General features: G+C 62.9%; 21 protein-coding genes and 1 tRNA gene. 9 read left to right on the top strand and 13 right to left on the bottom strand.

The window, feature by feature from the left end:
• Positions 1 to 7 precede the first annotated feature (7 nt).
• A complete protein-coding gene (locus EZV60_RS00195) occupies positions 8 to 637 on the bottom strand; it encodes a TetR/AcrR family transcriptional regulator (RefSeq protein ID WP_167853423.1) in 630 nt (209 codons plus the stop codon).
• Positions 638 to 1,041: 404 nt separating this feature from the next.
• Here EZV60_RS00195 and EZV60_RS00190 point away from each other — a divergent pair, with 404 nt between their 5' ends.
• Positions 1,042 to 1,422: a thermonuclease family protein gene (locus EZV60_RS00190; RefSeq protein ID WP_245306157.1), complete on the top strand. Its 381-nt coding sequence runs from the start codon at positions 1,042 to 1,044 to the stop codon at positions 1,420 to 1,422.
• Between the two features lie 128 nt (positions 1,423 to 1,550).
• Here the strand turns inward: EZV60_RS00190 and EZV60_RS00185 are convergent, their stop codons facing one another.
• The 3 genes from EZV60_RS00185 to EZV60_RS00175 form a co-directional block, all read right to left on the bottom strand.
• A complete protein-coding gene (locus EZV60_RS00185) occupies positions 1,551 to 2,000 on the bottom strand; it encodes a YtoQ family protein (protein ID WP_135500949.1) in 450 nt (149 codons plus the stop codon).
• 60 nt (positions 2,001 to 2,060) lie between these two features.
• Entirely contained in the window at positions 2,061 to 4,460 is a 2,400-nt protein-coding gene (gene pheT / locus EZV60_RS00180) for a phenylalanine--tRNA ligase subunit beta (protein WP_135500947.1), read from the bottom strand.
• Between the two features lie 100 nt (positions 4,461 to 4,560).
• Positions 4,561 to 5,334, bottom strand: coding sequence for a sulfite exporter TauE/SafE family protein (locus tag EZV60_RS00175; RefSeq protein ID WP_135500945.1), 774 nt, complete (start codon positions 5,332 to 5,334; stop codon positions 4,561 to 4,563).
• Positions 5,335 to 5,641: 307 nt separating this feature from the next.
• On the opposite strand from EZV60_RS00175, the gene EZV60_RS00170 reads away from it, so the two are divergent.
• Complete coding sequence (locus tag EZV60_RS00170; protein WP_135500943.1) at positions 5,642 to 7,330, top strand: acyl-CoA dehydrogenase family protein; 1,689 nt, start codon at positions 5,642 to 5,644, stop codon at positions 7,328 to 7,330.
• A gap of 3 nt (positions 7,331 to 7,333) precedes the next feature.
• Here EZV60_RS00170 and EZV60_RS00165 read toward each other — a convergent pair whose 3' ends face one another.
• Both EZV60_RS00165 and EZV60_RS00160 read right to left on the bottom strand, forming a co-directional pair.
• The gene (locus EZV60_RS00165; RefSeq protein WP_135500941.1) at positions 7,334 to 7,930 is read right to left on the bottom strand and encodes a hypothetical protein; all 597 of its coding nucleotides are present in this window, start codon (positions 7,928 to 7,930) and stop codon (positions 7,334 to 7,336) included.
• Positions 7,931 to 8,002: 72 nt separating this feature from the next.
• The gene (locus EZV60_RS00160) at positions 8,003 to 8,698 is read right to left on the bottom strand and encodes a fumarylacetoacetate hydrolase family protein (protein ID WP_135500939.1); all 696 of its coding nucleotides are present in this window, start codon (positions 8,696 to 8,698) and stop codon (positions 8,003 to 8,005) included.
• Between the two features lie 125 nt (positions 8,699 to 8,823).
• Between EZV60_RS00160 and EZV60_RS00155 the strand changes: the two genes are divergently transcribed.
• A complete protein-coding gene (locus tag EZV60_RS00155; RefSeq protein WP_425353549.1) occupies positions 8,824 to 9,405 on the top strand; it encodes a TetR/AcrR family transcriptional regulator in 582 nt (193 codons plus the stop codon).
• A gap of 13 nt (positions 9,406 to 9,418) precedes the next feature.
• Here EZV60_RS00155 and recO read toward each other — a convergent pair whose 3' ends face one another.
• The 5 genes from recO to EZV60_RS00130 form a co-directional block, all read right to left on the bottom strand.
• A complete protein-coding gene (recO, locus tag EZV60_RS00150) occupies positions 9,419 to 10,156 on the bottom strand; it encodes a DNA repair protein RecO (RefSeq protein WP_135500935.1) in 738 nt (245 codons plus the stop codon).
• 89 nt (positions 10,157 to 10,245) lie between these two features.
• Positions 10,246 to 10,773, bottom strand: a complete 528-nt coding sequence (locus tag EZV60_RS00145) for a universal stress protein (protein ID WP_135500933.1) — start codon at positions 10,771 to 10,773, stop codon at positions 10,246 to 10,248.
• A gap of 81 nt (positions 10,774 to 10,854) precedes the next feature.
• A complete protein-coding gene (locus tag EZV60_RS00140; RefSeq protein ID WP_135500931.1) occupies positions 10,855 to 11,187 on the bottom strand; it encodes a DUF1491 family protein in 333 nt (110 codons plus the stop codon).
• Positions 11,184 to 12,092, bottom strand: a complete 909-nt coding sequence (gene era, locus EZV60_RS00135; protein ID WP_135500929.1) for a GTPase Era — start codon at positions 12,090 to 12,092, stop codon at positions 11,184 to 11,186. The genes EZV60_RS00140 and era overlap by 4 nt, the downstream gene beginning before the upstream one ends.
• 70 nt (positions 12,093 to 12,162) lie before the next feature.
• Positions 12,163 to 13,158 (bottom strand): NAD(P)H-binding protein, encoded by a 996-nt coding sequence (locus tag EZV60_RS00130; protein WP_135500927.1) that lies wholly within the window; start codon positions 13,156 to 13,158, stop codon positions 12,163 to 12,165.
• A gap of 211 nt (positions 13,159 to 13,369) precedes the next feature.
• Between EZV60_RS00130 and EZV60_RS00125 the strand changes: the two genes are divergently transcribed.
• The 5 genes from EZV60_RS00125 to EZV60_RS00105 are packed head-to-tail and all read left to right on the top strand — an operon-like array spanning position 13,370 to position 19,214.
• A complete protein-coding gene (locus EZV60_RS00125; protein ID WP_167853422.1) occupies positions 13,370 to 14,395 on the top strand; it encodes a BMP family protein in 1,026 nt (341 codons plus the stop codon).
• Positions 14,392 to 15,945 carry an ABC transporter ATP-binding protein gene (locus tag EZV60_RS00120; RefSeq protein ID WP_167853421.1) on the top strand — a complete coding sequence of 518 codons (1,554 nt, stop codon included), beginning with the start codon at positions 14,392 to 14,394 and terminating at the stop codon, positions 15,943 to 15,945. Before EZV60_RS00125 ends, EZV60_RS00120 begins: the two co-directional genes overlap by 4 nt.
• On the top strand, positions 15,935 to 16,987 hold the full coding sequence (locus tag EZV60_RS00115; protein WP_135500920.1) for an ABC transporter permease: 1,053 nt from the start codon (positions 15,935 to 15,937) through the stop codon (positions 16,985 to 16,987). The genes EZV60_RS00120 and EZV60_RS00115 overlap by 11 nt, the downstream gene beginning before the upstream one ends.
• Positions 16,987 to 17,931 carry an ABC transporter permease gene (locus EZV60_RS00110; RefSeq protein ID WP_135502150.1) on the top strand — a complete coding sequence of 315 codons (945 nt, stop codon included), beginning with the start codon at positions 16,987 to 16,989 and terminating at the stop codon, positions 17,929 to 17,931. Before EZV60_RS00115 ends, EZV60_RS00110 begins: the two co-directional genes overlap by 1 nt.
• Positions 17,931 to 19,214 carry an amidohydrolase family protein gene (locus EZV60_RS00105; RefSeq protein WP_135500918.1) on the top strand — a complete coding sequence of 428 codons (1,284 nt, stop codon included), beginning with the start codon at positions 17,931 to 17,933 and terminating at the stop codon, positions 19,212 to 19,214. Before EZV60_RS00110 ends, EZV60_RS00105 begins: the two co-directional genes overlap by 1 nt.
• Before the next feature lie 115 nt (positions 19,215 to 19,329).
• On the opposite strand, the gene EZV60_RS00100 is transcribed toward EZV60_RS00105, so the two are convergent.
• The gene (locus EZV60_RS00100) at positions 19,330 to 21,126 is read right to left on the bottom strand and encodes an ABC transporter transmembrane domain-containing protein (RefSeq protein WP_135500916.1); all 1,797 of its coding nucleotides are present in this window, start codon (positions 21,124 to 21,126) and stop codon (positions 19,330 to 19,332) included.
• Positions 21,127 to 21,382: 256 nt separating this feature from the next.
• Positions 21,383 to 21,456: transfer RNA gene (locus tag EZV60_RS00095), tRNA-Gly, on the bottom strand.
• A gap of 69 nt (positions 21,457 to 21,525) precedes the next feature.
• Between EZV60_RS00095 and EZV60_RS00090 the strand changes: the two genes are divergently transcribed.
• Positions 21,526 to 21,744, top strand: a complete 219-nt coding sequence (locus EZV60_RS00090; protein WP_135500914.1) for an SDR family oxidoreductase — start codon at positions 21,526 to 21,528, stop codon at positions 21,742 to 21,744.
• Positions 21,745 to 21,867: the final 123 nt, after the last annotated feature.

Raw genomic sequence — 21,867 nt, 5'->3', positions numbered from 1 at the left:
CTCGCGGTCAGTCTTTGGTCGGCTTCAAAAGCGTGCGCACCTGCGCCATCATGCCAGCGTGGCAGTCGGACACCGACAGCTTGTCGAAAACAACATCGCGCAGCGCCCAGGTATAGATCGCGAAAACCGCCTTGGCCGAGACTTTGGGATCAAGGTCGCGGCGCAGTTCGCCGGCCGCGAGGGCCTCGCCGATCAACGACTCCAAAAGCCCCTTGAACCTCGCCCTGTCCAGGGTGTTCTCTCTCTCGGTGTCCAAGGGCCAGACCCAGGAATAGGATTGCATGATCGCCAGAAGGCGCGGGTCGCTGGCGTCCTCCTCGGCCCAGAGGCGCAGCATGTCCGACAGCCGGTGCACCGCGCGCCCGCCGCCCTCGGCGATCCGCAGGCTGGCCTCGTATTGCGGTGCGTTATTCTCGCGGATGATCTGATAAAGCAGCCCGGGCTTGCCGCCGAAATAGACGTTGATCATCGAATGCGTCACGCCGGCCTCCCGCGCGATCTCGGTGACCGGGACATCATCATAGCCATGCTCTGCAAACAGCCGTTTGGCCGCCGCAATAAGCTTGCCGCGGGTCTCTTCTCTTTTCTTGTCTTTAAGTGTCTGCCGGTCGCGCCGACCCGATTTCGTCTGCCTCATAGCCCAGACATGACAATGTGACGTCACGTCAGTCAATCGCATTAATACTAACATTGTTAATAATATTCTTGATTTACGCATTTCGAATTGCCACATAGGCCATGTCGGAAGGCCGGACCCAAACGTTGCCAGAATCGCAACCCCACGGTGACACGGTCCGTGCTTTCCGGCGCCTCACACCGAAAAGCTCTGCCGGACCTCAAACCTTGGAAACCATTATTGTCATTTGCATAATCGCCTATTTCGTGGCGCGGTCCGGCGGGATGAGAGGTGGCCCACGGCACTCCTCACGCCCCTCCCCACGCCCAGCCCCGGCGCCGCGACCTGCAGATCGGCCACGGCCCATCGACGCGAGCGCCGCAAGACGACCCTCCGGTAAGCCGGTCATTCGTGGCGCAGCCTACGTGATTGACGGGGACACGCTGCGCATCCGAAAGACCCAAGTCCGCCTCTACGGCATCGATGCCCCGGAACTGAACCACCCCTATGGCGAAAAGGCCAAATGGGCCTTGTTCGGCCTCTGCAAGGGCAAGACCGTCCAGGCCGAAATCGTCGACGTCGATCATTATGGCCGCAAAGTCGCGCGCTGCACACTCGAAGACGGCCGCGATCTGTCCGCCGAAATGGTAAAGCTCGGGCTGGCGATCGATTGGCCGAAATTCTCGGGCGGCAAATACCGCGCGCTGGAGCCGCCCAAAGTCCGCAAAAGGCTCTGGCTCGCCGACGCCCGTCAAAAGGGCCGGATAGACCTCTGGTACGACTTCGAGGTGCACCAGCACCGCTGACCGGCCGTTCGTCGAGCCCGGTATCGGAAACGGCCAGCCGCTCCGTCACCGCTGGCGCTTCCCACTCGAGCACAAAAAAACGCCCGCGCAATCGGCACGGGCGTCCTCATATCGAAAGAAACGTGGCCTCAGCCCGGCAGCGACCCGTCCAGCACGTAGCGCAGGATTTCGACCACCTGCTCGGGTTCCCGCGTCACGGCCAACGCGGCGGCGTCCACCTCTTTCAGCGCATGGTCATGCTCCGGCGGCTGCAGGATAATGAGCGACTTGCCCAGCGCACTCGCATAGCCCGCATCAAACGCCGCGTTCCACTGCTTGTACTTGTCCCCGAACCGCACCACCACGACATCGGCGTCGGCAATCCCCTTGCGGGTGCGGATCGCATTGACCATCGCCCCCTTGTGGTCGTGCCAGTACTTGTTGTCTTCCGCCCCGAGGATCGCCACACCGCAATCATCGCTCGCGCCATGATCCGTCACCGGCGCGTTGAACGTCACGTCAAGCCCCTTGGCCCCGTCGACGATCCGCTCCCGCCAATCGGTATGGATTTCCCCGGAAAGATACACGTTCAGGCCCATCACTGTCTCCTTTGTCCTTGTCAGAAGCCGACGTAACGCCCGCTCCGTCGAAATCCAGTCTCAGCTGCGCAGGACGCCGCCGGTGGCCTTCTCGACCTTCTCGACGATTTTCCTGGCGACCGCCTCGATATCGGCATCCTTCAGCGTCTTATCCGTCGGCTGCAGCCGCACGGTCAGGGCAAGGCTTTTCTTGCCCTCGCCCAGCGACCCGCCGATGAACTCGTCGAAGATCCGCACATCGGAGATCAGCGCCTTGTCCGCACCAGCCGCGGCATTGACGAGGTTGAGCGCCTCGACATCCGCATCGACGACGAAGGCGAAATCACGCTCGACCGCCTGCAGGTCGCTGACCTGCATCGCGCCCCGGCTCGCGCCCGCCTGCCGCGGCAGCGGCACCTCGCCGGGATAAAGCGTGAAGGCCACCGCCGGGCCTTTGACGTCCATTGCGCGCAGAACCTTCGGATGCAGCTCGCCAAAGACGCCCAGCACCTTCTTCGGTCCCAGGCAGATCCGCCCGTGCCGCCCCGGATGCCACCAGGCCGGTCCCTCGCGCAGGATCTGCACCTTCGCCGGCGCGCCAAGCGCGGCCAGGATGGCCTCGGCATCGGCCTTCACGTCGTAAAGATCGACGGCGCGCTGCGCCTTGTGCACATCGCGCGGGCCGGTCTTGCCCACCAGAAGCCCCGCGATCTGCACATGCTGCTCGCCCGGCTCACCGCCCGAAAACGCGTGGCCCAGCTCAAAAAGCGCCAGATCGGCCTGCCCCCGGGCCTGGTTGCGTGCGGCGGCCTGCAACAGCCCCGGCAGCAGGTCGGGCCGCATATGGCTCATCTCCGAACTGATCGGGTTGGCCAGCATCGTGGCGTCGCCGCCGCCCCCGAAAAGCGTGGCACTGGCCTTGTCGATGAAGGAATAGGTCACGCATTCGTTGTAGCCGAGCTCCGCCGCCATCCGCCGCGCCGCGCGCTCGCGCCTCTGCGCAACGCTCAGGATCGGCTTCGGCACACCGGGCTGCACCCGCGCCATCGGCCTGCCCTGCAGCTTGGTCAGCGACGCGATCCGCGCCACCTCTTCCACCAGATCGGCCTCGCCCTGGATATCGGGGCGCCAGCTTGGCACATGGGCGGTGTTGCCTTCCATCCGGAATCCCAGCCGTGTCAGGGTCTGACGCTGCTCGGCTTCGGGGATCTCCATGCCAACCAGGGACTGCACCCGCGCGGCGTCCAGCGTGTAGGCGCGCCGCACATCCGGAACGGTGCCCGCCTGCACAAGGTTCGACGCCTCGCCGCCGCAAAGATCGAGGATCATCTGCGTGGCCAGCGCATGCCCCTCGCCGTTGAACGCAGGATCAATCCCCCGCTCGTTGCGATAGCGCGCATCCGAGTTGATCTTGAGCGCCCGGCCCGTGTGTGCGATCTGCACATGGTCCCACACGGCCGCCTCGAGAAACACGTTCGTGGTTTCCTCGGTCACACCGGTCGCCAGACCGCCCATGATCCCGGCCACGCTCTCGATCCCGTTGTCGTCCGAGATGACGACCTGTCCCCGGGAAAACGTATAGGTCTTCTCGTCGAGCCCCACCATGGTCTCGCCGCCCTTGGCACGGTGCACCCGCAGGTTGCCCACGACCTTGTCGGCGTCGAAGACATGCAGCGGGCGGTTGCGGTCGTAGGTGAAGAAATTGGTGATGTCGACAAGCGCCGAAATCGGCCGCAGCCCGATGGCGCGCAGCCGGTCCTGAAGCCATTGCGGGCTCGGGCCGTTCTTCACGTTGCGGATCAGGCGGCCGGCGAAGACGAAACAGCCCTCCTTGCGCGTGTCATCGTCGATGCTGACGGTGATCGGGCACGGGTACTGCCCTTCGACATGGGCAGAGGGCGCGGGCTTCATCTCGCCCAGACCGCGCGCCGCAAGATCAAGCGCGATGCCTCGCACGCCCAGCGCGTCGGGGCGGTTGGGCGTGATGGCGATCTCGATCACCGGGTCGACGCGTGCCGGCTCATGCGCCGCCAGCCAGTCGGCGAAGCTCTCGCCGACTTCGCCGGACGGCAGCTCGATAATGCCGTCATGCTCCTCGGACAGCTCCATCTCGCGTTCGGAACACATCATACCGTGGCTTTCCACGCCACGGATCTTGCCCACGCCGATGGTCGTGTCGATACCCGGCACGTAGACGCCCGGCTTGGCCACGACGACGGTGATGCCCGCACGCGCATTGGGCGCACCGCAGATGATCTGCGTCCGCCCCTCGCCGGTCTCGACCTGGCAGACCCGCAGCCGGTCGGCGTCGGGATGCTGTTCCGCCTCGATCACCTTGCCGATGGTAAAATCCCGCAGCCGCGCCGCCGGGTCGCTTATGTCCTCGACCTCGAGACCGAGATCGGTCAGCGCCTCGGCGATTTCCCCGACGCTCGCGTTGGTGTCCAGATGATCCTTGAGCCAGGACAGGGTGAATTTCATGTCCGTCTTTCCATCGCTGCTGTGATGCGTTCCGCGCGCTTTAGCCGATCTGCGCCACGGGGGAAAGGCCCGGAGACGCGGTGGCACGCGCGCCTTGCGATCAAAGCGACAGCAAACCGCGCCGCACCAGGTTGAGGCCCGCGATCACCAGCACCGCCAGCGTCAGGCGGCGGAACATGGCCTGATCGATCCGGTCCTGGATGCGCAGACCCAGCCACATGCCGCCAAGGGCGGGCAGAATCAACGTCGCCGACAGTGGCACCGTGGCCGGGTTCAGAACCCCCGACCCGAGATGCGCGCCCAGAAGCGCCACGGCGCCCAGCCCGTAGATCACGCCCTGAATACGCATCTGCTCGGTCTTCTCGGTCTGCAGCGCGGTCAGCATCGCCACGGTGGGCGGCCCCCAGACACCCGAGATGCCCCCGAAAACACCGGCGACCGCGCCGATGCCCGCCTCGACGCGCCAGCCCGGACGCGGCGGCAGGCGCAACGGCCGTCCAGCCAGCGAGAAGGCCGCGTAAACGACGATCGGCACGCCAATCAGCAAAAGCATCACGGCCTGGCTCATCACCGCCACCAGCTGCGCCGAGGCCAGCATGAACACCAGCCCCGCGAGCAGGAACACCCGAAACCGCGCGAGAGAGCCGGCGGCGGCGCGCACGCCCTGCCGCAACGCCTGCCAGCCATTCGTGAATAGCGTGGGAAGGATCACGCCCGCCAGCGCGACCTCGGGCGGGGCGATCGAGCTCAGGCCGGAAATCAGCACCATCGGCATGGCAAAACCGACCACGCCCTTGACCACGCCGCCGGCCATGGCCACGGCAGCGGCGAAAAGCATCAGGACCGGCCAGTTTGCGCCCAGAAGTGTCTCCATGGCCCGTCTCCTACCATTTTTCCTGCGCCGCGCACGGCCTAAATGGTGTATCCTGAAAGGCAAAGGTTAACGCCGCCCGGCAGGTTCATGCCGCAGCGCGGCGGTGTACAGCCTGTGTACAGGATGTGTACGCAGATCATACCGCCCCTTCCACGGTCGGTGGGCGCCTTAACACACAGGGCGTTGCGCCGGCGACCGCGACAGGTTGGCGCAAGATAAGAATAAAAAGGGCCTCGCTTTGGCAAAATAGTTGCGCTGCGACTGCGAAATAGCTAGGACGGGGCGGACTTGGAAAAGGATGTGATTCATGGCGCATGACGGACAGGACCTTTCACTCGACGCACCGGTGGTCCTCGAGGATCTTCTGAGCCTGACAGCCGCCGCTGTCGGCCCGGCCGAGGCCGTGCTCGAACAGGCCAAGGCGGCGTTGCGAGACCGGGTCGTGGTCGAGGGCCGTGTGTCGGGCGCCGCCGTCGAGGCGCACCAGACCGCGTGTCACGGTCTGGCGTGGATGGCCACCTATGTCGAGGCGCTGCGCCAGATGCAGAACTGGGCCAAGCGTCTGGAGAGCCAAGGAAGTTTCGGCGAGGTCGAGCAGCTTATCCTGCAGATCGCCTTTGGCGAATACCTCCATCACATCGCGGGCGGCATCCCGATGAACCAGAGCGAATTTGTGCGTCTGGCCGATCTGGGCCTCGGCTGGGACGCGCTCTCGGGCTTTCAGGCCGCCGAGGTGCAGACGCTGATGGCGCGCGGCAATTCGCAGGGCGCCCGCACCCGTCTGGTCGAACTGATGCAGGAACGCTCGGCAGAGATCACCGTGGGCAAATCCGGCCTCGATGACGAGCTGGAGATGATCCGCGAACAGTTCCGCCGCTTCTCCGTTGAAAAAGTCGAACCGCACGCGCACGACTGGCACCTCAAGGATGAGCTCATCCCGATGGAAGTCATTGAAGAACTTGCGGAAATGGGCGTCTTCGGCCTCACGATCCCCGAGGAATTCGGCGGCTTCGGCCTGTCCAAGGCCTCCATGTGCGTGGTCTCCGAAGAGCTTAGCCGCGGCTATATCGGCGTGGGCTCCCTCGGCACCCGGTCCGAGATCGCGGCGGAACTCATCATCGCCGGCGGCACGCAAGAGCAGAAGGAAAACTGGCTGCCCAAGCTGGCCAGCGCCGAGATCCTGCCGACGGCTGTCTTTACCGAACCCAATACCGGCTCCGACCTTGGCGCGCTGCGTACACGCGCTGTTAAGGATGAGAACGGAGATTACCGCATCACCGGCAACAAGACGTGGATCACCCATGCCGCACGGACCCATGTGATGACGCTTCTGGCGCGCACCGATCCGGACTCGAAAGACCATCGTGGCCTCTCGATGTTCCTGGCCGAAAAGACGCCGGGCACCGACGAGGCCCCCTTCCCCACCGATGGCATGACCGGCGGCGAGATCGAGGTGCTGGGCTATCGCGGCATGAAGGAATACGAGCTTGGCTTCGACAACTTCCACGTCAAGGGCGAGAACCTGCTCGGCGGCGAAGAAGGCAAGGGGTTCAAGCAGTTGATGGAAACGTTCGAATCGGCGCGGATCCAGACAGCCGCCCGCGCCGTGGGCGTTGCGCAATCCGCGCTCGACATCGCCATGCGCTATGCCATCGACCGCAAGCAGTTCGGCAAATCGCTGATCGAGTTTCCCCGCGTCTCGGGCAAGCTCGCCATGATGGCGGTCGAGATCATGGTCGCGCGGCAGCTCACCTATTTCTCGGCATGGGAAAAAGACAACGCGCGCCGCTGCGATCTCGAGGCCGGCATGGCCAAGCTCTTGGGTGCCCGCGTGGCCTGGGCGGCGGCGGATAACGGGCTGCAGATCCACGGCGGCAACGGCTTCGCACTCGAATATTCGATCAGCCGCGTGCTCTGCGATGCGCGTATCCTCAACATCTTCGAGGGTGCCGCCGAGATTCAGGCACAGGTGATCGCGCGCCGCCTGCTCGCCTGAGCTTCACTCGGCCCAGATATTCTTGCAGACCCCGTCGGGCCACCCGGCGGGGTCTTTTTTCGGCAGGTGCTTTTCGCAATTGGCAAGCGCAACCTTTTCCGCTGCCCCCTTGCTCATCTGGCCCCACGCCATACCCCAATCGCCCCGGTTGGATAGCGCGACCGCTTTCGGCACGGGCTTGTATGTGTACTCGCCCAGTGCGCGCGCCGTGGTATAGGACAGGCTGAAACCATCGACCTGAACCGGCGTTTCCGGGGTAATCCGCAACACGATCCGGCAGTCAGACGCATGTTCGGTGCAACGCCGAAGCGCCAGCGCCTCTGCCAGATCAATGTCCGCATGATTGTCCGCCCACCCAAAAGCGCCTGTGTCGCTCAACGCGAAGGCGGCGGCATAGGCGCTCTCTTTCAGAAGCTGCAGATACACGTCTGCAGCCTCTCCACCTTCCGGCGGGGGGCCGGTCTCCTCGATTATAGCCTTTGAAATATAAGGGTTTTCCGCCTCATCTCCGGTGCCGGACGCATCGTTTGCGCCGGTCAAAACCAACCCGGCGACCACAACGGCAGCAATCGACAGACCAAAAGACAACGGCGTTTTCATGCCGGGCAGGCTGTCACGCCCTCATGGTTATTTCGGGAAGGAATCGGTACCATTTCAAGACGTCCGCGTCCCCTATGCCCTGAACTCGACACGCACCGGCACGAGCCCATCCACGCTGCCCTCAAGCCGGCTGCCGGGGTGCACCGCGCCCACGCCGGCGGGTGTGCCCGTCATGATCAGATCGCCGGGAAGCAGCGTGTAAAGCTTTGAAAGGTCAGAGATTATCTCGGGCACCGACCAGATCATGTCACTTAGCGGCGCAGCTTGTACCCGGGCGCCGTCATGCTCAAGCCAGATCGTCTGCGCGCCGATGGCACCGAAGGCTTCCTTGCGTGTGACCGGCCCCAGAATGGCGGCGTTCTCGAAATCCTTGCCGACGTCCCACGGGCGGCGCAGATGCTTGGCCACGGCCTGCAGGTCGCGGCGGGTCAGGTCGATCCCGCAGGCATAGCCGAATACGGCGTCCATTGCGGCCTCCGGGTCCACCTGCCGCGCCTCTGCGCCGATCGCGACGCAGAATTCCATCTCGTAGTGGCAATCTTGGGTCGCAACGGGATAGTCGATCACGCTGCCGGTATGACACAGGCACTGGGCCGACTTGGTGAAATAGAAAGGCGCCTCGCGATCGACCTCGTTGCCCATTTCAATCGCGTGGGCGGCATAGTTCCGTCCGACGCAGAAGATACGCCGCAACGGGAAAAGCGGGCCTTCCCCCTCGACCGGAATGGCCGGTTGCTGGGGCGGCTCGAAAACGAAATCAAGAGACATGGCGCGGACTCCTTTGGCACTGACCTGCCTTATGCGGGCGGCGACGCGACTTGTCAAAAGCCTCTCCAAGGTTCGGTCAATGACCACGAAACGGGCAGTGTCGGCAAATTCCGATCGACGAGAGCATGGGGCGGTTCGCCGGCCTTGCATTGGACAATACGCAGGCGTATCCCTCGCGCATGGCTCAACGTTCCACGCGACTCGGTCCTCACGACTGGCTTGCCGCCGGCAGGTCGGCACTATGCGATGCAGGGCCTTCAGCGCTCAAGGCGGAACCCTTGGCGGTACGCCTCGGGGTCTCAAAAGGCTCGTTTTACTGGCATTTTCGGGATGTTCCGGCGTTTCAGGACATCCTGCTCTCGGAATGGGAGACCGACGCCGTCTCACGCGCCGCGCGCACCGATGGCACACCGGTGGCGCAATTGCGCGCCCTTGCACAAGATCTCGCGGATCCCGATCCCACAGACCGGGCGGTGCGAAGCTGGGCACAGGGCCATGACGGCGCGCGCGCGGCCGTCGAACGCGTCGATACCGCCCGGATCACCCTGTTACACGAACTTCTGCGCGAGACCGGTATCGCCAATCCCGAAATGGCGCGTATCGTCTACGCCGCCGCGGTCGGCATGACCGCGCTCGATAGAACCGGACCAAGCGACAACCGCAACGCCATGGGATCACTCGTCGATCTTGTGCTCGCGCTGCGCTGAGCCACCGGCCACCTTAAGACGTCTCGCCGATCCGCGCGCGAAGCCGATCCACGAACCGTGCCCTCGCGCCAGGCAAGGGCGTATTGCCAAGATCGGGCGCAAGGTGATTGGCGAGGAAATAACCCGTCACGCGCAAACCCTCTTCTATGTCGCGATCCTCTCCGCCTGCGCCGATCAGGCAAGCGGGTAAGGGCAAAAGCTTGTCCGCCCACTGGCCTGCCCCGGCCCGCGAAACAGCGCGTCCCGTGCGTGGAGAAATGAAGCTCAGATCGTTGGCCTGCGCGCCCATCACCGCGCAGGTCGAGAGATCGAGGCCAAATCCCATGTCCTCAAGCAGCACCAACTCCCAGCGAAGATAGGCCAGAGGCCAAATCTCGTCCTGTCCCAGCAGGTCGAGCAATTGCTCGGTTTGCGCATAGAGCCGCGGATGCGCTTCACGCTCGGGCAGGGCGAAAAGAAGCAGGGCAGAGACGGCATTCAGCCCCGCAAGCGCCAGCCGGTCCCCCATCGACACCGCTGCGCGCGAACGCACCGGTTCTACGGCGAACGTGCCGAGATGATCCTCCAGCCGTGCCCGCCATGTCAGATCGAGCTGCGCGCCGGGCTGCAGGATCGGCGCCAGCTTACGAGAGGCGCCGCCGCGCACGATCCCCGCATGGCGGCCGTGGGCAGGCGTGAAAACCTCGATGATGGCGGACGACTCGCCATGTCGCCTGCTGGCAAGCAGGATCCCCTGATCACGCCACTCCATACCGCCCTTTCCAGATCTGCCATCGCTATTGAATACCTGTTTGCAAGGAATACCAACCCCGCGCGGCAGGCCCGGGAGAGAGGACCGCGTCAGCGCACCGAAACAACCGTACACGCGGCCTGCTGGACGACCTTATGCGCGACACTGCCTAAAAGCGCCGTCTTGAGCCGTCCAAGGCCACGGTGACCGACCACGACGATGTCCGCCCCGGCGTCTGCTGCCATATCCAGAATCGCGTCCGCCGCGTCTCCCTCAGAGGACACGGTCGTCACCCTTTCGGCCTCGCGCGCCTTGGCCCGATCGGCCGCGCGCGCAAGCGTTTCCTCCCCGATCAGAGTAATCACGCGAACGCTATCGTTACCGGGGCGCGTTTCTTCGAAAAGACCCAGCATGGTGTCGGGCACGTTGGCGAAATCGAACCCGGCCTTGCGGGTCACATGCTCGACGAGATGCTCCACGTCGGCCATGCGCGCAAGCTCTTCACTTGCGCGTCCGTATTGCAGGACGTGACCGATGGTCAAAGGTACGCCGAATTTCGCAGCGACGTCCGCGGCCATGTCCACCGCCTTGTTGGCCGTCTCGGACCCGTCGGTGGCAACGAATACATGGGTTGTCATCTATCCTCTCCCCTGTCTTGAAGATGGGATGAGAGGTTATGGCACAGGTACCGATGACGCCTTGATTCCGGTCAAACCGGCTTACTCCGACATCCCCGGCTCATCCAGAAGATGCCGACCCTGCCGATCCTCGACCTCGATGACCCAAAGATCGGGGTCGAAGCCGCGTTGTCGCGCCACCGCCGCGTCGACCTCTGACTCCTGACCTTCGGCCAAGGTAATCCAATGGCGCATGTCGCGCATCACGTCGAACGATCGCTGGAAAAGCTGCGCGCGACCATCCAGAGTGTTGAGCTTGACCAGAACCGCGCCGGCGGTGTCGTCGCCGTGGGACGTTACGAAGGCAGGAATATCTCGCACCCTGAGCCTTGCAAGATAGGCCTGCACCCAGAATTGCGCCGTCAGGCGCGTCACCCGTTGCCGTCCTTGAAATCAAGCCCCATTTCGGAATATCGTTCCGCCTCGTCCAGCCAACCGGGCCGTACTTTCACCTGCGTGAAAAGATGGATGCGGCGCCCGAGAAACTCTTCAAGTTCCGCCCGCGCCGCCTGACTGACAGCCTTTATCGTCTCGCCCTTGCGGCCCAGAACGATGCCCTTGTGCCCATCGCGCGTCACATAGATGATTTGGTCGATCCGGGCCGAGCCATCCTCGCGCTCTTCCCAGTTTTCCGTCTCGACAGTAAGCTGATACGGCAACTCCTGATGCAGGCGCAGGGTCAGCTTTTCTCGCGTGATCTCGGCGGCGATCATGCGCATCGGCAGATCGGCGATCTGGTCCTCGGGGTAAAGCCACGGCCCCTCCGGCATCTCGCCCGCGAGCCACTTGCGCAGGTCTTCGACACCATACCCGCGTTCGGCAGAGATCATGAAGGTCTCGACGAAGCCATAGCGCTCGTTGAGGTCCTTGGTGAGGCCAAGCAGCGCTTCGGATTTCACCCGGTCGATCTTGTTGATCGCCAATGCCACGCGCTTGCCGCGGGGCAATTCGGCAAGGCCTTCCAGAATTCGCTCGACGCCCTCGGTGATCCCGCGATGCGCCTCGACCAGAAGCACGATCAGATCGGCATCCGCGGCCCCGCCCCACGCGGCTGCCACCATCGCCCGGTCAAGCCTGCGGCGCGGCGCGAAAAGCCCCGGCGTATCGACGAAGACCAGTTGCGCCTCGCCCGCGATCGCGACACCGCGAATACGCGCGCGGGTGGTCTGGACCTTGTGCGTCACGATGCTGACCTTCGCGCCGACCATCCGGTTGAGCAGCGTGGATTTGCCCGCATTGGGCTCTCCGATCAGGGCGATAAAACCGGCGCGGGTCGTCATGGGGCAATCCTGTGTTGCATGGGCTTCCCCTACCTTATCCCTTCGCGTGACGCCAGATGGCTTGGTGTGTTCAAAAGACCGCGTGATCGCCCCGATCCACCTTCGCTTCCCCGGACGCAAGCCTGCGGTAAAAATCAGACAACGTCTCATCCCCGAATTCCGGTGTGGCATCGGCGTCATAGCCGCCAGCCTTCTCGTTCCAGACCAGCATTGACTCGGTTGCGTAGTAAATCCCGATCTTGGCCAACTCTGCCTTGGCGCGGGCTTTGGCGCTTACCATCCCGAGGGTCGTCAGCCCACCCACGATCCCGCGCAGAAGGCCCGGCGGCACATGACGGAATTTCGGCGCCAGCCCTGCCGCCGCGAACAAGGCTTCTCCCTGCTCCAAAGGGGTCAGCGCCGGACCCGGCCCGCCGACCGGCAAAATCCGATTGTCAGATGGCCCACCTTCCACGCAGCGGGTCAGAAACCGGGCCAGGTCGGAATCGGAAATCGGCTTGCAGGCGGTCAATCGGCCATCGCCGAAAACCAGAAAGGGCTTGTCGCGCCTGATCCGGTCCAACTGACCCGAAAGGCTTTTGAAGAACGCCGTGGGCCGAACGATGGAATAGGTCAGGCCCGATGCGGCTAACTCGCCTTCAAAAGCCAGCTTGGCGCGTTGGAATTCAAGCTTCGGGCGCTGCACGCAAATCGCAGACAACAATACGAAACGTGGCACGCCCGCTGTCTTTGCCGCGCGCAACGCGTTGCAATTGAGCCCGTGATCTACCGCCCAAGCGTCCGCGGGCGCCCCGCTCCGCGAGGCAAGACAGCTCAGGACCACATCGCAAGTATTGGCCTTCAAGACCCCGGTCAGAAAGCTTTCGTCCTCCAGCCGTCCGATCTCGACCTTGAAGGGACAAGGCGTCGTCGGCTTGCTGCGCAAAACCGCGACAACGCTATGGCCCGCCTCGTGCAAGGCCGTCGCGGCGGCTTGACCAATTGTGCCGCTGCCCCCCAGCAGCATCACACGGCGGCGCGCCGTGTCGGACCGCCAGCCCGGCGCGTAGATCGCCTCAACCGACATCGCTTTCCTCTCTGGCCGGTGTAGACCGGCGCGCTTGCTCCTCAATTCAGCATCTTCAACCGGCTTGGTCGACGCAATGCTCAAATTGGCGGCACGGGCTTGACCTTTGACGCGGCACACCCGTTCCTCTCTAGTGTTAACGCTTGGTGGGAATCGAAACTTCTTTTACCAATCGGTAAAAGAATTTTTGGTCATAACAACAACAGGGATGATGAAGATGACGCCATTCAACAAACTGGGTGTGTCGCGGCGCGGACTGCTGCTTGGAGGATCTGCGGCACTGGCAGGCGCGAGCCTCGCACCACGGATGCCTTTTGCTGCAGAACCGATCAAGACGGCGGGGCTCTATACCGTGCCGGTCGAACAACAATGGGTCAGCCGCATCCATATCGCTGCCGAAGCAGCCGAAGCGGCAGGACAGCTCGATTACAGCTTTACCGAAAACATCGCCAATACCGACTATCCCCGCGTCATGCGCGAATATGCCGAAAGCGGTGTGAAGCTGATGATCGGCGAAATTTTCGGCGTCGAGCAGGAAGCGCGCGAGGTCGTGGCGGAGTATCCCGACGTGTCCTTCCTGATGGGGTCGTCCTTTTTGCATGATCCCGAGCTGCCCAACCTCGCGGTCTTCGACAACTACATTCAGGACGCAAGTTATCTGTCGGGCATCATCGCAGGCGCGATGTCGGAGACCGGCAATATCGGCATGGTCGGCGGCTTCCCAATTCCCGAGGTAAACCGCCTGATGCATGCCTTCATGGCCGGTGTGCGCGAGATGAAACCGGAGGCGACCTTTCAGGTCAGCTTCATCGGGTCGTGGTTTGATCCGCCGAAGGCCAAGGAAACCGCGTTTGCCATGATCGATAACGGTGCCGACCTGCTTTACGCCGAACGCTTCGGCGTCTCCGACGCGGCGCAGGAACGCGGCATTCTCGCCATTGGCAACGTGATCGACACGCAGCCCGATTATCCTGATACGGTTGTCGCCTCGGCGCTCTGGCATTTCGAGCCCACGCTGCACGTGGCCATCCAGAAGGTCATGGAAGGAGAATTCGAAGCCGACAATTACGGGATCTACTCGTTCATGAAATACGGCGGCTGCTCGCTGGCACCGCTCGGCACGTTTGAGGGCAAGGTCCCGCAAGACGCCATGGACCTTGTCAACCAGCGGCGCGAGGCGATCAAGGCCGGCGAGTACACGGTCGAGATCAACGACGAGGAACCGAAATCCTCGTGAACCAAGACAAGACCGGGGCGCAGAGCGAGACAGTTCTGCGCCTCAACGGGATTACCAAACGCTTCGGCGCGCTCGTCGCCAATGACGCCATCAGCCTCGATCTGAGGCGCGGTGAGGTCGTGGCCCTGCTGGGCGAAAACGGCGCGGGCAAGACGACGCTTATGAATATCCTTTTCGGTCATTACGTCGCCGATGCGGGCCACGTCGAGGCGTTCGGCGAACCCCTGCCCCCCGGTCAACCCCGTGCCGCGCTGGAGGCCGGGATCGGCATGGTGCATCAACATTTTACGCTGGCCGATAACCTGACCGTCACGGAAAACATCCTTCTCGGCACGGTGCCGCTCTGGCGTATGGGGCTCGGGCTTGGCCAGGCGAAGGCGCGGATTGCGCAGCTGTCCAAGGATTTTGGCCTTTCAGTGCATCCTGACGCCAAGGTGGGCACGCTGACAGTGGGCGAGCGCCAGCGGGTGGAAATCCTCAAGGCGCTTTACCGCGACGCCAAGATCCTTATCCTCGACGAACCCACCGCCGTTCTGACGCCACAAGAGACCGACGCGCTGTTCGAAACCCTGCGCAAGGCCGTGGCGCTTGGCCTGTCCATCGTCTTCATCAGCCACAAGCTGCACGAGGTCACGGCCATCGCCGATCGCTGCGTGGTGCTGCGCCATGGCAAGGTTGTGGGCGAGGTCAACACCGCCGACACCGATCGCCACGCGCTTGCTTCGTTGATGGTTGGCGCCGAGATCACGCCGCCCGAGGTTTCGCCCGCAACGCCTGGTCGGGCGCTTTTGCAGTTGCGAGATGTCAGCACGCCAAGCGAAGGCGCGGTACCGGGGCTCGACCACGTAACCCTCGATCTGAAGGCGGGCCAGATCACCGGACTGGCCGGCGTGTCAGGCAACGGGCAGGCGGCGCTGTCCGATCTCATCTCCGGCCTTCGCATGCCCCAAAACGGGGCCATGATCATCGGCGGCGCCGACCAAGCTACATGGTCTCCCCGCCTCGCCGTGCATGCCGGCATCGCCCGCATCCCCGAGGATCGCCATCATACCGGCACCATCGCCGATTTCGATCTGACCGAGAATACCATCTTGGAGACCTACATGGATCCACCGGTCAGCCACGCGGGATGGATGAACTGGTCGGCTGCCGAAAACATGGCGCAGGAAGTGATCGACGCCTACGACGTGCGCTGCCCCGGCCCTTCCACGCGCATCCGCCTCTTATCTGGCGGAAACATGCAGAAGCTGATCCTCGGCCGGGTGCTGGAACGGAACCCGAAGGTGATCCTTGCCAACCAGCCCGTGCGCGGCCTCGATATCGGCGCTATCACTTACGTGCATAACCGCCTTCTGGCCGCGCGGGACGCCGGCGCGGCGGTACTGCTGATCTCCGAGGACCTCGACGAAATCATCCAGCTCTCGGACGTGATCCACGTCATTTCCGAGGGCCGCCTCTCGCCCGAATTCCCGCGCGGCGCCAAGACACCCGCAGAGTTGGGTCTCTGGATGGCCGGGCAAGGTTTCGACGGGGACGCCCATGCGGCTTGAGCCCATAGCCCATCCCTCGCTCGCGCGCAGGCTGGGGTTTCCGGCGGCGGCCCTTGGCCTGACCGTCGTTGTGGCCTCGCTGCTGGCGCTCATCGCGGGCGCCAACCCCTTTGCCACGCTGGGGCTGATCCTGAAGGGCGCGGCGGGATCCAAGTTCGCCCTGCTGGAGACGCTGAACCGCGCGACGCCGCTGATCTTCACGGGGCTGGCCGTCGCCGTGGCCTTTCGCGCCAAGCTCTGGAACATCGGCGCCGAGGCACAGCTTTACGGCGGTGCGATCATCACAGTCGTGGTGGGCACCTCGGCCTTGGCCGCGCTGCCCACCCTGCCCTTGCAGTTTCTCATGGGCTTTAGCGCCGCTCTTATCGGCGCGCTGATCCTGCTCGGCCCGGTCCTGCTCAAGACCCGTTTTGGCGTCGACGAGGTCGTGACCACGCTTCTCCTGAACTTCATCATGCTTCTTTTCGTCTCCTACCTGCTGGAAGGCCCAATGAAGGACCCGATGGGCATGGGCTGGCCCAAGTCAGAGGCGCTCGACCGATCCGCCCGTCTTCCAAGAATCGTAGATGGGCTGCGGCTTCACTGGGGTTTTGCGCTGGGGATCATCTGCGCCTTTGCGGTCTGGATCATTCAGACCCGCACGACCCTTGGCTACGAGATCCGCGCCGTTGGCCTCAACATCCGGGCGGCGCGCTTCGCCGGAATCCCGGTCAACGCCGTGCTGGTCAAGACGGCGCTGCTGTCCGGTGGACTAGCCGCGCTTGCGGGCTTTTCCGAGGTCTCTGGCCTCAAAGGTCATCTCAGCCTCGATCTGTCGCCCGGCTTTGGCTACACCGGCATCATTGTCGCGATGCTGGCGCTTTTGCATCCCCTCGGCGTCGTCGTATCGGCCGTATTCGTGGCGGGCGTCTTCGTCGGCTCCGACTCCATGAGCCGTGCCGCCGACGTGCCCACCTATATCGCCGACATGCTCATGGCGATTGCGCTTCTCTTCATGGTGCTCGCGATCCTGCTCAGTCGGGTGCGGGTCGTGCGCGGATGATGGAGGTGCTCGATATCCTCTTGTCGGCCAGCTTTTGGGCCGCCGCAGTGCGCATCGCCTCGCCGCTCATCTTCGCCACGATGGGAGAGATCATCTGCGAACGCGCGGGTGTGCTTAATCTTGGGATCGAGGGCATCATGGTGATCGGCGCCTTCGCGGGCTGGATGGCGGTCTATCAGGGCGCGCCGCTTTGGTCCGGGGTCGCGGTAGCGATGCTGGCGGGCATGCTCTTTGGCCTTCTGCACGCCACGCTCACTGTTCCCTTTGGCCTCTCGCAGCACGTCGTCGGGCTTGGCGTGACTCTTCTGGCGACCTCGACAAGCTATTACGCCTATCGCCTGATCCTGCCCGAGGTGTCGTCGCCGCCAAAAATCGAGCCTTTCCAGCCATTCGAAATACCGATCCTGGCCGATATTCCGATAATCGGAGAAGCGCTATTCGCGCAGACACCTCTGACCTATGCCGCCTTCGGGCTTGCGGCACTCGTTGCATTCGCGCTTTACCGTACACCGCTTGGTCTTGCGTTACGCAGCGTGGGTGAAAATCCTGCAGCCGCCGAGGCACAAGGGCTGTCGGTCACGGGCCTGCGAATGGGCGCGGTGATCGTGGGGTCGGGCTTCATGGCTGTCGGCGGTTCCTTCCTGACGCTCTCGGCCTTTTCCAGCTTCTTTTTCGAGATGGTCAACGGGCGCGGCTGGATCTGCATCGCGCTGGTGGTCTTCGGCATGTGGCAGCCGGGCAAGGCCGTGCTCGGCGCGCTGCTTTACGCGGCCTTCGATGCCTTTCAGATCCGACTGCAGCAGTTGCCCATCGGCAATGTGGTTCCCTACCAATTCTTCCTGATGATGCCCTATATCCTCTCCATCGCAGCACTCATCGCCATGTCGCGTCGCGCGGAGGTGCCCGCGGCACTTATGGTGCCCTTCAACAGAGGAGACCGCTGATGTTCGATGTGATCGTACAAGGGGCCACGATGCCAGATGGGCGTGTCACGGATATTGGCATCAAGGGTGACCGGATTGCCGCTATCGACCGGCTGACCGGCGCCAAGGCCGGCGAGGTGATCGATGCATTCGGCGATCTCGTCTCGCCGCCCTTCGTGGATCCGCATTTCCACATGGACGCCACGCTCAGCTACGGCACGCCGCGCATCAACGCCTCTGGCACGCTGCTGGAGGGCATTGGTCTATGGGGTGAACTCAAGGAGATCGTCAAGGTCGAAGAGATGGTCGAGCGCGGCCTTCGCTATTGCGACTGGGCGGCGTCTATGGGCCTTTTGGCGATCCGCAGCCATGTGGACACCTGCGATGACCGCCTCTTGGGCGTACAGGCCATGCTGGAACTCCGCGACAAGGTGAAAGGCTATATCGACCTGCAACTCGTCGCCTTCCCGCAGGACGGATTTTACCGCGACCCCTCGGCGCGCGAGAACACCATCCGCGCACTAGACATGGGGATCGACGTGGTCGGCGGCATCCCGCATTTCGAACGCAGCATGGGCGACGGCACGGCCTCGGTCCACGAGCTTTGCCAGATCGCCAGCGAACGTGGGTTGATGATCGACCTGCATTGCGACGAAACGGATGACCCGATGTCCCGCCACGTGGAGACTCTCGCGCAGGAAGTCACCCGTCTTGGCCTGCAGGGGCGCGCTGCGGGCTCTCACCTTACATCGATGCATTCGATGGACAACTATTACGTTTCGAAGCTCTTGCCGCTGATAGCCGAAGCCGAACTTGCCGCCATCCCGAACCCGCTGATCAACATCACCATCCAAGGCCGGCACGATACCTTTCCCAAGCGTCGCGGCCTGACCCGCGTCAAGGAAATGCAAAGCCACGGCATCACCGTAGGCTGGGGGCAGGACTGCGTGCTTGATCCGTGGTATCCGCTCGGCACCGCGGACATGCTCGACGTGGCATTTATGGGACTGCACGTCGCACAGATGACGCATCCCGACGAGATGCGGCGGTGCTTTGACATGGTGACGACCGAGAACGCGAATATCCTCAACCTCGAGGACTATGGCCTGCATGTCGGCGCGCAGGCGTCCCTCGTGGTGCTTGATGCCGGCAATCCGGTCGAGGCGCTGCGACTACGTCCCGACAGGCTCTGCGTGATCGCCAAGGGCAAGGTCATTTCCCGGAAGATGCGCAACGACGCTACGCTCGATCTGCCAGGCCGTTCCGCTTCGGTACGGCGCCGCCATCGCCTCAGCCAAGACTGACATATCGCACCGCAGGGAACACGCGGCGTTCGCCTCATGCCACATTGTCCGTTTACGGCGGAAAGCGGTGTGATCCCGCGCTTGTGCAAAGCCCGCTAAGACGGTTTCGACAAGCTCAGGCCGCCTGACCGTCGGTGAATTGCAGCCGTGCGAGCCGCGCATAGAGTCCGCCTTGCGAAACAAGGGCGTCATGGGTGCCCTCGGCGACAATCCGGCCCTGATCCATCACGATGATCCGGTCGGCCTTCTTCACCGTGGCCAGCCGATGCGCGACGATCACAGTCGTGCGCTCCTTTGAAAGTGCGTCGACCGCCGCCTGAACCGCGCGCTCACTTTCGGCGTCAAGCGCTGATGTCGCCTCATCCAAAAGCAGGACCGGCGCATCGCGCAGGATGGCGCGGGCAATGGCCACACGCTGCTTCTGACCACCGGACAGCATGACGCCCCGTTCCCCTAGGAACGTGTCGTACCCGTCGGGTAATCCCATGATAAAGTCATGCGCCGCCGCAGTCCGCGCGGCCTCCTCCACCTCTGCATCGGTGGCGTCGGCCCGGCCAAAACGGATATTGTCGCGCGCCGAAGCCGCGAAAATCACCGGTTCCTGAGGCACCAGCGCAAGCGCGGTGCGGAAATCTGCCCGTGTCATCGCATCAAGTGGCACGCCGTCAAGCGTCACGCGGCCCGATTGCGGATCGTAAAACCTCTGGATCAACTGGATGATCGTGGTCTTGCCCGCACCCGAGGGGCCGACAAGGGCCACGGTTTCACCCGGTTCGATCACCAGGTTGAGCGCATCAAGAGCAGGGGCCTCGCGCCGCGTGGGATAATGGAAGCTGACATTCTCAAACGCGACCCGCCCCTTGACGGGTCTTGGCAGCGGCATCGGGCGCGCCGGATCCGTGACCTCGTCTTCAGCCTGAAGAAGCTCGACCAGACGCTCTGTCGCGCCGGCGGCGCGCTGGACCTCGCCCCAAACCTCGGACAGTGCGGCGACCGCCCCGGCGACCATGACCGAGTAGATGACGAACTGGATGAGAGCGCCCGCACTCATGACCTCGGCGCGCACGTCATTGGCTCCGATCCAAAGCACGCCGACAATCCCTGTGAAAACAAGAAAAATCACGATTACCGTCATAAGCGCGCGCACGGTGACACGGGTTTTGGCCACATCATAGCTTTGCTCTGTCACGTGCGAGAAAGCGGCGCGACTGGCGTCTTCGTGGGTGAAGGCCTGCACGGTCTGCACGTTCAAAAGCGCCTCGGACGCGTTGCCGGAGCTGGCCGCAATCCAGTCCTGGTTCTGGCGGCTCAGCTTTCGCAACTTGCGGCCCAGCATCAAGATCGGCACGATAATCGCCGGCACAAGAAGAAGGACCATCCCGGTCAGCTTCGCCGAGGTGACCAGCATGAGGATAAGCCCGCCGACGAAGATCAGAATATTGCGTAGGGCGATGGAAATGCTCGACCCGATCACCGAGAGGATCAAGGTTGTATCGGTCGTCACCCGGCTGAGAATCTCACCCGTCATGGTGCGTTCGTAGAAAACAGGGCTGAGCCCGATTACGCGCGAAAACAGGGCCTTCCGGATATCGGCCACCACGCGCTCGCCCAGACGGGTCACAAGCGCATATCGCAGGCCGGTACCGATTGCGAGAAGCCCCGCAATTCCCACCGCTGCCAGAAAATACTGATCGAGGATCTTGCCATCCTCGGTTCCGAAATTGTCAACCACCCGGCGCACGGCCATCGGCAGGATCAAAGATACTGTCGCCGTGAGAACAAGCGCCAGTACCGCCGCGGACAAGAGTACGCGGTAGGGCTTGACGAAAGGCCAGAGCTCGCCGAGGGCACTCACCCGCTTGGATTTTTCCCGATCCAGCATATCCGCGCCGTTCTCGGCTCTGCGTACCATGGTCTTTGCGTCCTTTTCTTACGGTGCAGGTTCATGGCGGCGCAACGCCGTGGGGTCAAGTGGTCAGAAGGTCCAAACGGATAAATCCGGTGATGACGGTCAGTCATGGGGAAAGTCGATGGAGCGGGCGACGGGAATCGAACCCGTATCATCAGCTTGGAAGACAGGTGCCAAGTCTGAGAATTAATTAAAAATTTCAGAAACTAAGCCGATATATACAGAGTAATTTGTCGGCAAATTGTCGGAAAAGTTTTTTTGGAGCGGGCGACGGGAATCGAACCCGTATCATCAGCTTGGAAGGCTGAGGTCTTACCATTACACAACGCCCGCTCACTGAGATATCACCTATTTCAGGCACGTTCCGACGTCAAGTATTGGGTTTGAGACAAGGAGAAGAGCATGGGCGACTCGCAGGCCGTCATCATCGGGGTTGGGGATGGGCTTTCGGCAGCCCTGGCGCGGGAACTTGCCGCAGACCATGCGCTGACGCTAGCGGCGCGCAGTCAGGACAAGATGAATGCCTTGACAGAAGAGATCGGCGCACGCGCGGTTTGCCTGGACGCAACGGATGAGGCCGCTCAAGACACTATGCAGCGGACTTTAGATTCAGGTGACTAGGGTGCGGCTTCACCAAACCGGTCGTTCGCCATGCCATCGTTCCATCACGTTGCTTTGATAACTGCTATTCAGCTCATGTCTCTGTCGCCTCGGCACAGCTAAATTACGGCGTTGAGCGCTCAA

The sequence above is a fragment of the Roseovarius aestuariivivens genome (assembly GCF_004761875.1).
Classification (GTDB): Bacteria; Pseudomonadota; Alphaproteobacteria; order Rhodobacterales; family Rhodobacteraceae; genus Roseovarius; species Roseovarius aestuariivivens.
Note: the sequence above shows the minus strand (reverse complement) of the source record. Positions and strands in the feature narration are given on the sequence as shown.